This is a genomic window from Mycobacterium sp. (assembly GCF_049802695.1).
Lineage (GTDB): Bacteria > Actinomycetota > Actinomycetes > Mycobacteriales > Mycobacteriaceae > Mycobacterium.
Genome location: NZ_JBARMY010000041.1, coordinates 1 through 9481, shown reverse-complemented (window position 1 = coordinate 9481; position 9481 = coordinate 1). Strand labels below are relative to the sequence as shown.

General features: G+C 64.8%; 9 protein-coding genes and 1 pseudogene. 3 read left to right on the top strand and 7 right to left on the bottom strand.

Annotated elements, in window-relative coordinates; genetic code table 11:
* A partial coding sequence (locus tag WA317_RS01615) for a PUA domain-containing protein (protein ID WP_425171368.1) occupies positions 1-299 on the top strand: 299 nt, incomplete at its 5' end.
* A 36-nt stretch (positions 300-335) separates the two neighbouring features.
* Here the strand turns inward: WA317_RS01615 and WA317_RS01610 are convergent.
* From WA317_RS01610 to WA317_RS01595, 4 genes are read right to left on the bottom strand one after another with little or no spacing between them, the layout of a single operon-like run.
* Positions 336-1139 carry an SDR family NAD(P)-dependent oxidoreductase gene (locus WA317_RS01610; RefSeq protein WP_425171367.1) on the bottom strand — a complete coding sequence of 268 codons (804 nt, stop codon included), beginning with the start codon at positions 1137-1139 and terminating at the stop codon, positions 336-338.
* 9 nt (positions 1140-1148) lie between these two features.
* Positions 1149-1805 carry a TetR/AcrR family transcriptional regulator gene (locus WA317_RS01605; protein ID WP_425171366.1) on the bottom strand — a complete coding sequence of 219 codons (657 nt, stop codon included), beginning with the start codon at positions 1803-1805 and terminating at the stop codon, positions 1149-1151.
* Positions 1802-2947 (bottom strand): sulfotransferase family protein, encoded by a 1146-nt coding sequence (locus WA317_RS01600; RefSeq protein ID WP_425171365.1) that lies wholly within the window; start codon positions 2945-2947, stop codon positions 1802-1804. The genes WA317_RS01605 and WA317_RS01600 overlap by 4 nt, the downstream gene beginning before the upstream one ends.
* On the bottom strand, positions 2944-4149 hold the full coding sequence (locus WA317_RS01595; protein WP_425171370.1) for a DUF1214 domain-containing protein: 1206 nt from the start codon (positions 4147-4149) through the stop codon (positions 2944-2946). The genes WA317_RS01600 and WA317_RS01595 overlap by 4 nt, the downstream gene beginning before the upstream one ends.
* A 183-nt stretch (positions 4150-4332) precedes the next feature.
* On the opposite strand from WA317_RS01595, the gene WA317_RS01590 reads away from it, so the two are divergent.
* Positions 4333-5412 (top strand): NAD-dependent epimerase/dehydratase family protein, encoded by a 1080-nt coding sequence (locus WA317_RS01590; protein WP_425171369.1) that lies wholly within the window; start codon positions 4333-4335, stop codon positions 5410-5412.
* On the opposite strand, the gene WA317_RS01585 is transcribed toward WA317_RS01590, so the two are convergent.
* Both WA317_RS01585 and WA317_RS01580 read right to left on the bottom strand, forming a co-directional pair.
* A complete protein-coding gene (locus tag WA317_RS01585) occupies positions 5409-6269 on the bottom strand; it encodes an SIR2 family NAD-dependent protein deacylase (protein WP_425171364.1) in 861 nt (286 codons plus the stop codon). The genes WA317_RS01590 and WA317_RS01585 overlap by 4 nt on opposite strands.
* A 111-nt stretch (positions 6270-6380) precedes the next feature.
* The gene (locus tag WA317_RS01580; protein WP_425171363.1) at positions 6381-6926 is read right to left on the bottom strand and encodes a cysteine hydrolase family protein; all 546 of its coding nucleotides are present in this window, start codon (positions 6924-6926) and stop codon (positions 6381-6383) included.
* Positions 6927-6984: 58 nt separating this feature from the next.
* Here WA317_RS01580 and WA317_RS01575 point away from each other — a divergent pair, with 58 nt between their 5' ends.
* Positions 6985-9027 (top strand): NAD(+) synthase, encoded by a 2043-nt coding sequence (locus tag WA317_RS01575; RefSeq protein ID WP_425171362.1) that lies wholly within the window; start codon positions 6985-6987, stop codon positions 9025-9027.
* Between the two features lie 15 nt (positions 9028-9042).
* Here WA317_RS01575 and WA317_RS01570 read toward each other — a convergent pair.
* A pseudogene (locus tag WA317_RS01570) lies at positions 9043-9481 on the bottom strand (hypothetical protein); the annotation flags it as partial.

Here is a 9481-nt window from a genome sequence, read left to right as displayed (position 1 = left end):
GATTCTGGGTGCGTTACGCCGCGGACTCCGCGGGCTCGCTGACGCTGGACGACGGCGCGGTGCGCGCGGTGCTGCGGCAACGGCGTTCGCTGCTACCCGCCGGTGTCACAGCGCTGTCCGGCCGTTTCTACGGCGGCGACGTGGTCGAACTGCACGGTCCGGATGCGGTGACGATAGCCCGCGGGGTGGTCGCCTACGATGCGGCCGAACTGGCCCCGATGATCGGCCGCTCCACATCGGAGCTGCCTTCAGAACTGCGCCGCCCGGTGGTGCACGCCGACGACCTGGTGGCCGTGTAGAGCGTCGGTTACTGCGCTGCTTTGAGTATTCGCTCGTCAGATGAAGTCTGAGCCTCCGTCGACGTTCACTGTTGCCCCGGTGACATAGCCGTTGCGCTGAGACGCCAGGTAGGTGGTGATGGAGGCGACCTCGTCAGGCAGCCCTGCGCGGCCGAGATCGCATGGCTGGTGGAAGTTGGTGTCGATCCAGGTCATGACGTCGTGTGGATTGGTGGCGTCGAGGCCTTCGGCGGCCAGGACATCTTTGAGTTGTTCGGTGAAGCTGGCGGTCACGATGGTTCCCGGGCAGACGCAGTTGACCAGGACGCCGCTTTTGGCAAGGCTTTTCGAGAGGTTCTTGGTGACACTGGATAGTGCTGCCTTCGATGCTGTGTAGGCGATGATGCGCGGATTCTGCCGCTGAATGGAGTGCGCGGACAAAGTGACGATGCGGGCCCAGTCAGCGGCGCGCAGCATGGGCAACGCGGCCCGAATGCAACGGACGCCTGACATGGTGCCAAGCGTGAACGCGGCGTTCCATTCGCTGTCGTCCATCTGCTCGAAGTACCCGTCGCCGGGTCCGATGGTGTGCACCAGGCTGTTCAGCTGTCCCCAACGATCGGAGACCGCGTCGAATCCACGGGTAATAGATGCGGCGTCGGCCATGTCCACGCTGATTCCGACGGCGTCGGGCGCTCCCGCCTCCCGGAGTGAGTCCACCGCGGCATCCAGAGCTGTTCTGTTCCTGGCCATCACAGCGACGCTTGCTCCTTCAGTCGCCAGAGTTCGAGCGATGGCCAGACCCATGCCCTTGCTGCCGCCGGTCACGACTGCTTTCGCTCCGGCCAGACCCAGGTCCATCGTTGCTCCTTACCGTTCAGTCGCGCGCAGCGATGCAGCGATGCTGCCCGGTGCCACGCCTAGTCCGCGTAAGCAGAACCGCACAGTACGTTCGCGGACCTCTGCGTATGCACAATCGCCCGTCGCCCACTGCCGTTCGGTACCCGCCCACACCACGGCCTGGATGGCCTGCGCGTCGGTCACCGGATCGATGTTGTGAAACACGCCCTGGACCACGCCCTGCTGAAGTTGCTCGATGAGCGGCTCCAGCATCGTTGCGTAGGCAGGCTGAATCAGCTGAGGTGAGGCGAACATCTGAGACTGGGCCTCTGAAGACAAACGGCGCAGATCAGACCTGATGTCCTCGTCGAACGCCAGGTCAAGACGCCCGTCGATCCAGCCGGCCACCGCCTCGACCGGGCCGGCGGCCTTCGCCATTTTGCCTCGCAGCCTGAGCATCTCGTTGCGTGCCATTTCGAGAAAGACGGCGGCGACCAGCTGGTCCTTCGATTCGAAATGCCGGTAGAACGCACGGGTGCTCAGCTGAGCGCGACTGAGCACTGTGGCGATGCTCAGCCCCCGAACTCCCCGTTCGCGCAAGGTTTCCGACGCCGCAGCCACGATGGCGCGGCGCACGTCGGGGTCAGGAGCGAGCTTGTCCCGCCGCCGGATAAGTGGGCGGGTCATGCGGTTGCGTCATAGCTGCGCAGATAATCGGCGAACCGTTCGCGGACGCCTTCTGGTGTCAGGCCGTAGTCGGCCAGGTCGTAGTCGTGTGCACCGCGGGCGCCAGGTTTGTGCTCGCGGGCCCACTGCTCGATCGAGTGTGCGCTCGCCTCGGAAAACGTCAAGCCCAAAGATCGATAGCTGGCCTGCAACGTGCGCACCGGATCGTTCTGCAAGTCCGCGAACGCCACATCGCAAAACCGGTCATCGCCCACCCGGTTGCGGAAATCCATTGCCCGCGCGACACCCTCCGCCCAGCTGTCGAGCTGCTCCGCGCCCAGTTCCCCGGGGTCGTCGCGGTCACTGCTCCAGCTGCGCACGTATCGGATCAGGCTGCACACCGAACCCAGCACCTTTGCGGGGTCACGGTGGCTCCACATGAATTTGGCATCGGGATAGGCCTCGACGAGGGCGTCCAGCGCGAACACATGCACGGGCGTCTTGAGGTGCCACAGCGTTGGCGGGCAGTGCCACTGCAGGATTCTGAGCACCCTCCGATGAAAGGTGTAAGTTTCCCGCATATCGCAGTGCATCAGCCAGGCCAGGTAACTCGGGACCCGAACGACGCCGTCGAAATGGAAGGTGCGGAAACTCATCCCCATCAAGTCCTGACATTCGGTCGCCGCTGTCGCCTCGGAGTTGTACAGCGTCTTCATCAACGGGAACAAGTCGTGCAGCATCTTCAGGCCTTCTTCGGCCTGCGCGATTCGCGGATCAGTGCGTTGGGTAGCGGCCTCCGGCGGCGGCGTCGGAGCCTGCGACTCCCACATCCGCAAGGAACGGAACTGAGGATCGGCAGCCACCAGTTGACTGAGCGCCGTGGTCCCGGTGCGCGGTAACCCGATGATGAAGATCGGGCCGCCCACCACCTCGTCGTCAATCTCGGGGTGTTGGGCGTAGGTGTTTTCAATTCTGAGGCGCTGAATCAGCGCGTTGCTGATCGTGGCGTGCTGAATGATGCGGCCCAGCTCGGAAAGCTCCGCTTCGGTGTTCAACGCATCCACGGTGCGCTGCAGGCCTTCCCGGTAATAGCGCGACCCGAAATCATGCAGACCCGTCGCGGCCCGTGCGCCGTCTTCTAGCTCATCGGCGGAGAACATCACCGAGCGAACCTTCCGTGCACGGCGCGCCGGCGGCGCTCGAGAACCGATGCGCGCTCCTCAAGGGTGACCCTCGTGGTATCGGCGGGCAACGCCGATGCAATGTCGTCAAACGACATCACGCGGGCCCGCGGCGTCGGTGCTGTAATGGTGCGCACGCAGCGCAGGATCATCGCACCGTTGCTGAATCCGGCGGTGTCAAGCCAATTGGCCACCCCGGGGTCGCGCCCGCACACCACTACCCGCACCACACCATCGGAATCGACGACGGCCTGATGCCCGTTCAGGCTGGACTGACGGCGGCCGTAGTGAATCGTTTCCCACCATGGATTGCCGAGCGAAATGCTCCAGTAAACCCCTTGTGGCGGTTCGACTTCGAGGATCAGCGCCTCCTCGGACCCAAGTTCCCAGCGACCGATCACGGGTCTGTTCTCCGCGGCCGCACCGATCGCGGTGTAATCGATCGGCGGCAAGAAGCCGTTCGGTGGCGCCGCCGCGCCGAACTGCAGAAAGAATCGAAGATTGTCGTGAACGAAGTCGCCGAGGGCGACGAGTTGTCGCGACACCACGATGTCGGGATCAATGCCGGGGATTTCGCGGGGCGCCGAGTCGCCGATTCGCTCGATTCGTAACGACGAGGGCACCTCGGTGTCCCAGTCGTAGAAGAAATGTCGCACCGTCAAGGTGGGATCGGCACCCTCGATCCGCATCCAGTTCCCGTCGTGCTCCTCGGCGGACAACACCACCTCGAAGTTGCCGTGCATCTCCACGTCGAGTTCGTCGACCAGAGCATTCGCGGTCGAGGAGATGCCGTTCATCGTCTGCAAACCCACATACCGGGCAGTGCCCCGGTTACCGAAGAGTCGATAGCTCCCATCTCCGCGCATCGTGGCGCGGGTGTAGAGGCAGTCCGGGCACTCCATTCCCCACGTCACGATGTCGTTCGTGCTCGCGCGCTCGACCGACAGAATCGGATCAGGGTCGAATCGCAACGCCTCATCGATGCCCGCGGCCAGCAGCACCAGCAGATGTCGCATCCCCGCGGCGAAATCGAGGCGATTACCACTCGCCGGGTCGGATCCGACGGTCTCCGCTGCGCTCTCGAGCCGGTGCATCAGATGCGACCACGCCGCCGGCATTTTCAGGTCGTCGCTGCCCGGTGTGCCTGTGGCTGCCTCCGCAATCGAGTGCGGTAACCACGCCATCGGCCGCTGCTCAGCGCTCACGCTTCACCGCCTTCGGGCGCCACCGAGGCGTTATCTGAAAACAACGTTTTCATCTCGATGTGGACGACTATCGCAGCGGCCGTGCAGCTTGTCAATGACCGGCCGGGGCGCCCGTTCATGCCGAATGTTCTTGCGCTGAACAAAAGGGGTATCGGTACTCAGGTGGCCACCCGAATTGTGATAGTTGGAGCCAGCGGCAACATCGGTACCGCGTTGCTGAAACGCTTGGCGGCTTCCGGCGGCGACTACGAGATTCACGGCGTCGCCCGGCGCCGGCCACCGCCGATCGGTGTCTATGAGGCTGTGACCTGGCACCAACTCGATGTGGCCGAGCACCAGGCCGCGACGCGTCTGCAGCGGGTGTTCACCGGCGCGGAGTCGGTGGTGCACCTGGCCTGGGCGTTCCAGCCGACCCGCAACACGCGCTATCTCGATGCGGTGGGTGTCAACGGCAGTTCAGCGGTGCTGGCGGCTGCGCGCGCCGCTGGGATCGGTCAGCTGGTGCACATGTCGTCGGTGGGCACCTACGCCGCTGGGCGCTACGGGCAGCGGGTCGACGAGTCATGGTCGACCGCCGGTATCGCCAGCTCGCCCTACAGCCGGGCGAAGTCGGCGGTAGAAGCGATGTTGGACGATTACGAGCGCCGTGACGGCGACGGTACGGTCATCACCCGGATGCGGCCGGGGTTCGTCCTGCAACGTGACGCCGCCTCCGGGCTGCGCCGATACACTCTTCCTGCCTACGTCGACTCGGCCTGGGTGCGGCTGCTGCCGATATTGCCCTTGGACCGGTCGCTGACGATCCCGGTGATTCACGCCGACGACGTGGCTGACGCGGTGGTCAGGGCGGTCGAGCGGCGTGCGGCCGGGCCGTTCAATCTCAGCGCGGAGCCGCCGGTGCGCCGAGACGACGTCGCTCACGTATTGGGCGCCAAAGCAATTCATGTCCCGGCGCCGATTCTGCGGGCGCTCGTGCAGATCAGTTGGCGGGCGCGGCTGCAGCCGATCGATGAAGGCTGGCTCGACATGGCCTTCACGGTGCCGCTACTCGACACTCAGCGCGCCCGCACACTGTTGGACTGGTCACCGCAGCACGGCGCGCTGGACGCCTTGGGAGAACTCATCGACGGATTCACCCACCACAGCGCGACGCCCAGTCCGGTGCTGGCCACCCGGTCATTCGCCAACAGCGTCCGGCGCGATCTGTCCATCGGGCCGATCACCACCCGGAAAGTGCCCTAGCGGTTCGCCGGCAGCCCGCACAGCTCGCGCAGCTCGTTTGAGAGCAGAACCAGGATCTCCGAGCAACCGCCGTCCACTTTGACGTTGGCAAGCGTGTCACCACGGGTGGGCCCGCGATTGACGATGGCGACCGGGATGCCCAGTGCGGCGGCATGGCGGACGAACCGGTATCCGGAGAACACCGTCAGCGAAGATCCGGCCACCAGCAGCACGTCAGCGTCGTCGACTAGTGAAAATGCTTGATCCACACGGTCTTTGGGCACGTTCTCGCCGAAGTAGACGATGTCGGGTTTGAGCATGCCGCCGCATTCCGGGCAGGCGACGTAAAGGAAGGAGGCGGTATCGGCGACGACGGCGTCGGCGTCGGGCGCGACCGCCAGTCCACCCTGCGCCTCGGCCCGCTGGAGGAAGCCGGGATTGAGCGCTTCCAGCTGCTCGGCCAACGCAGTGCGGCTCGTGGTGTAGCCACACGCCAGGCAGACCACCTGCGCATAGCTGCCGTGCAGGTTGATCACCGTATGGCTGCCGGCCTTGGTGTGCAACAGATCCACGTTCTGGGTGATGATCCCGGTCACCACGCCGGCACGTTCGAGCGTCGCCAGCGCGCGGTGCCCGGCGTTGGGCAGCGTGTCGGCCATGTGCCGCCAGCCGACGTGGTTGCGCGCCCAGTAACGCCGCCGGAACTCCGGATCGGACGTGAACTGGCGAATCGTCATCGGATTGCTGGGCGGCGAATCCCGGCCCCGGTAGTCGGGGATGCCTGAGTCGGTGGACATCCCTGCGCCGGTGAGCCCCACCACCCGTCGGCCGGCCAACAGCGCGATCAGCGCGGGCGTTCTGATGTCGGCGACCTCCATCCCGTCCAGATTAGGCGGCAACGTCAAACCCCCGCCGAACGTGCGTGTTCGTACGCCGACACGCGGATGGCTGCGGCATTTTGTGCACGCTCGCGCGGTACGCCGCGGCCACTAGATCCGGGCGAAGCAGTCCGCGGCGTGAATCAACTCCGCGTCCATGTTCTTTTCCATCATCCGCAGCGCTGCGGCACCGAGGTCGGCGTCGATGTGCGCGACAGCATCCATCGGCACCAGCACCTGGTAATGCCGCACGTAGGCGTCCAGCGCGCTGTACAGGATGCACTGCTCGGTGACTTGCCCGGTCAGGATCAACCGTTTGGTGCAGAGCCGGTTCAGCAGGTATTCCAGCGGAGTTGAGTAGAACGCGCTGTGCCGGACTTTGCTCATCATCCGGCAACCGTTGCCCGGCAGGATCGGTTCCACCAGATCCGGTCGGGCGCCGTGGACCGCCGCGTCGACGAGGTCCGAGAACTCTGCGGTGAAATCGCCGTAGTTGTCGTTGACGTAGATCAGGTCGATGTCTTCGTGGTCGCGTGCGCAGCGGACGATGTGGGCTATCGGTTCGATGACCTTCTCGACGTTGGGTATCAACAAATCGGCGTCATCATGCTGATAGGCGTTCAGCATGTCGATGACGAGTACGGCGGTGTCGCTCACGGTGTGTTGATACCCGGTGGCCGGGTATTGACACGGGCCAGACGAGAATGTGAGGACGATGACCTTTTACTCCGCTTACCGGCACGGGTTTGTGCGCGTCGCGGCGTGCACGCACCACACGACGATCGGTGATCCGGCGGCCAATGCGGCCTCGGTGCTGCAGCTGGCCCGAGCGTGCCACGAGGACAGCGTGGCGCTGGCGGTGTTTCCGGAGCTGACGCTCTCGGGCTACTCCGTCGAGGACATCGTGTTGCAGGATGCGCTGCTCGACGCCGTCGAGGAAGCGCTGCTCGAGATCGTCGCAGCCAGCACCGAACTGTTGCCGGTGCTGGTGGTGGGCGCACCGTTGCGCTACCGGCACCGCGTCTACAACACCGCAGTCGTCATCCACCGCGGCGTCGTCCTCGGGGTGGCGCCCAAGTCCTATCTGCCGACCTACCGGGAGTTCTACGAGTATCGCCAGATCGCGCCGGGCGATCAGGAGCACGGCAGCATCCGCCTGGATGACACCGAGACTCCGTTCGGTCCGGATCTGCTGTTCGCCGCCTCGGATCTGCCCGGCTTCGTGCTGCACGTCGAGATCTGTGAGGACATGTTCGTGCCGGTTCCGCCCAGTGCCCACGCGGCGCTGGCGGGTGCGACGGTGCTGGCCAACCTGTCCGGCAGCCCGATCACCGTCGGTCGCGCCGAGGACCGTTGCCTGCTGGCCAGGTCGGCGTCGGCGCGGTGCCTGGCCTCCTACGTGTACGCGGCGGCCGGCGAGGGCGAGTCCACCACGGATCTGGCCTGGGACGGGCAGACGATGATCTTCGAAAACGGCGAGCTGCTCGCCGATTCCGAGCGCTTCCCGAAAAGCGAGCGGCGCAGCGTCGCCGACGTCGACACCGAGTTGATCAGGTCCGAACGGCTGCGGATGAACAGCTTTGACGACAACCGGCGCCACCACCGGGCGACAACAGAATCGTTCCGGCGCATCGAGTTCCGGCTGGATCCGCCGACCGGCGACATCGGTCTGTTGCGCGACATCGAGCGCTTCCCGTTCGTACCGGCCGATCCGAAACGGCTGCAGCAGGACTGCTACGAGGCCTACAACATCCAGGTCGCCGGTCTCGAACAGCGGCTGCGGGCGCTCGACTACCCGAAGATCGTCATCGGCGTCTCCGGCGGCCTCGACTCGACGCACGCCCTGATCGTCGCCGCCCGCGCGATGGACCGCGAAGGGCGTCCGCGCAGCGACATTCTCGCCTTCACGCTACCCGGATTCGCAACCGGCGAACACACCAAACGCAACGCGGTCAGGCTGGCCGGGGCGTTGGGCGTCACCTTCGAAGAGATCGACATCCGCGACACCGCCGAACTGATGCTGGCCACCATGAAGCACCCGTTCTCCCGCGGCGACAAGGTCTACGACGTCACCTTCGAGAACGTGCAGGCCGGCGTGCGCACCGACTACCTGTTCCGGCTGGCCAACCAGCGCGGCGGCATCGTGCTCGGCACGGGAGACTTGTCCGAGCTCGCGCTGGGCTGGTCGACATACGGCGTCGGCGATCAGATGTCGCATTATAATGTCAACGGCGGTGTGCCGAAGACGTTGGTACAGCATCTGATTCGCTGGGTCATCTCCTCGGGCCAGTTCGACGAGGAGGTGTCGGCGACACTGCAGTCGGTGGTGGACACTGAAATCACCCCCGAGTTGGTGCCGACCGGCGAGGAGGAGCAGCTGCAGAGCAGCGAAGCAAAAGTCGGACCTTATGTGCTGCAAGACTTCTCATTGTTCCATGTGCTGCGCTACGGGTTCCGCCCGTCCAAGATCGCATTTCTGGCCTGGCATGCCTGGAGTGACGTGGACCGCGGCAACTGGCCGCCGGGTTTCCCGGAGAACAAGCGGCCGGCGTATTCGCTGAGCGAGATTCGGCATTGGCTGCAGGTCTTCGTCGAAAGGTTCTACTCGTTCAGTCAGTTCAAACGCTCGGCGGTGCCCAACGGACCCAAGGTGTCGCACGGCGGCTCGTTGTCGCCGCGCGGCGATTGGCGGGCGCCGTCGGACATGTCAGCACGCACCTGGCTCGACGAGATCGAACGCGAGATACCCGAGCAGTAATCCTGCGACGTTCGGCTACCAGTTCGTCAGAATGAAATGGTTGATGGCGAGAGCGCCGATGATATTGGCGGCCAGCCACCATTGTTGGGATCGCCGCGGCAGCAATGCCGGAGCCGCGGTCAGCCACACGGTGAACGGTAGCCAGATGCGTTCGGTTTCGGCTTTGCTGAGCATGCTCAGATCGGCGCAGAGCATCGCGGCAATTGCGGCCAGCACCAGCAGATGAAGACCGGACCGCCGGCGAATCGCGGCGATGTCGAAGACCCGCCCCAAAGCGGCGACGCTGCCCAAACCGATCGCGCACACGACCGACGCCAGATTCGCCCAGCTCCAGTATTGGAACGGCCGATTCATCGCGATGCCCTGCCAGTAGCGTTGCTGGACAAGAGCGTAACCGTCAAACCAGCAAAATCCCACCGTCGCGAACACCGCCGCCACCCCCACCGCCGCGGGC

What these genes read in the sequence shown, in the direction of transcription:
- WA317_RS01610 (WP_425171367.1), bottom strand. Translation starts at nt 1,139, where the DNA reads ATGGACCTGGGTCTGGCCGGAGCGAAAGCAGTCGTGACCGGCGGCAGC.
- WA317_RS01605 (WP_425171366.1), bottom strand. Translation starts at nt 1,805, where the DNA reads ATGACCCGCCCACTTATCCGGCGGCGGGACAAGCTCGCTCCTGACCCC.
- WA317_RS01595 (WP_425171370.1), bottom strand. Translation starts at nt 4,149, where the DNA reads ATGGCGTGGTTACCGCACTCGATTGCGGAGGCAGCCACAGGCACACCG.
- WA317_RS01585 (WP_425171364.1), bottom strand. Translation starts at nt 6,269, where the DNA reads ATGGAGGTCGCCGACATCAGAACGCCCGCGCTGATCGCGCTGTTGGCC.
- WA317_RS01575 (WP_425171362.1), top strand. Translation starts at nt 6,985, where the DNA reads ATGACCTTTTACTCCGCTTACCGGCACGGGTTTGTGCGCGTCGCGGCG.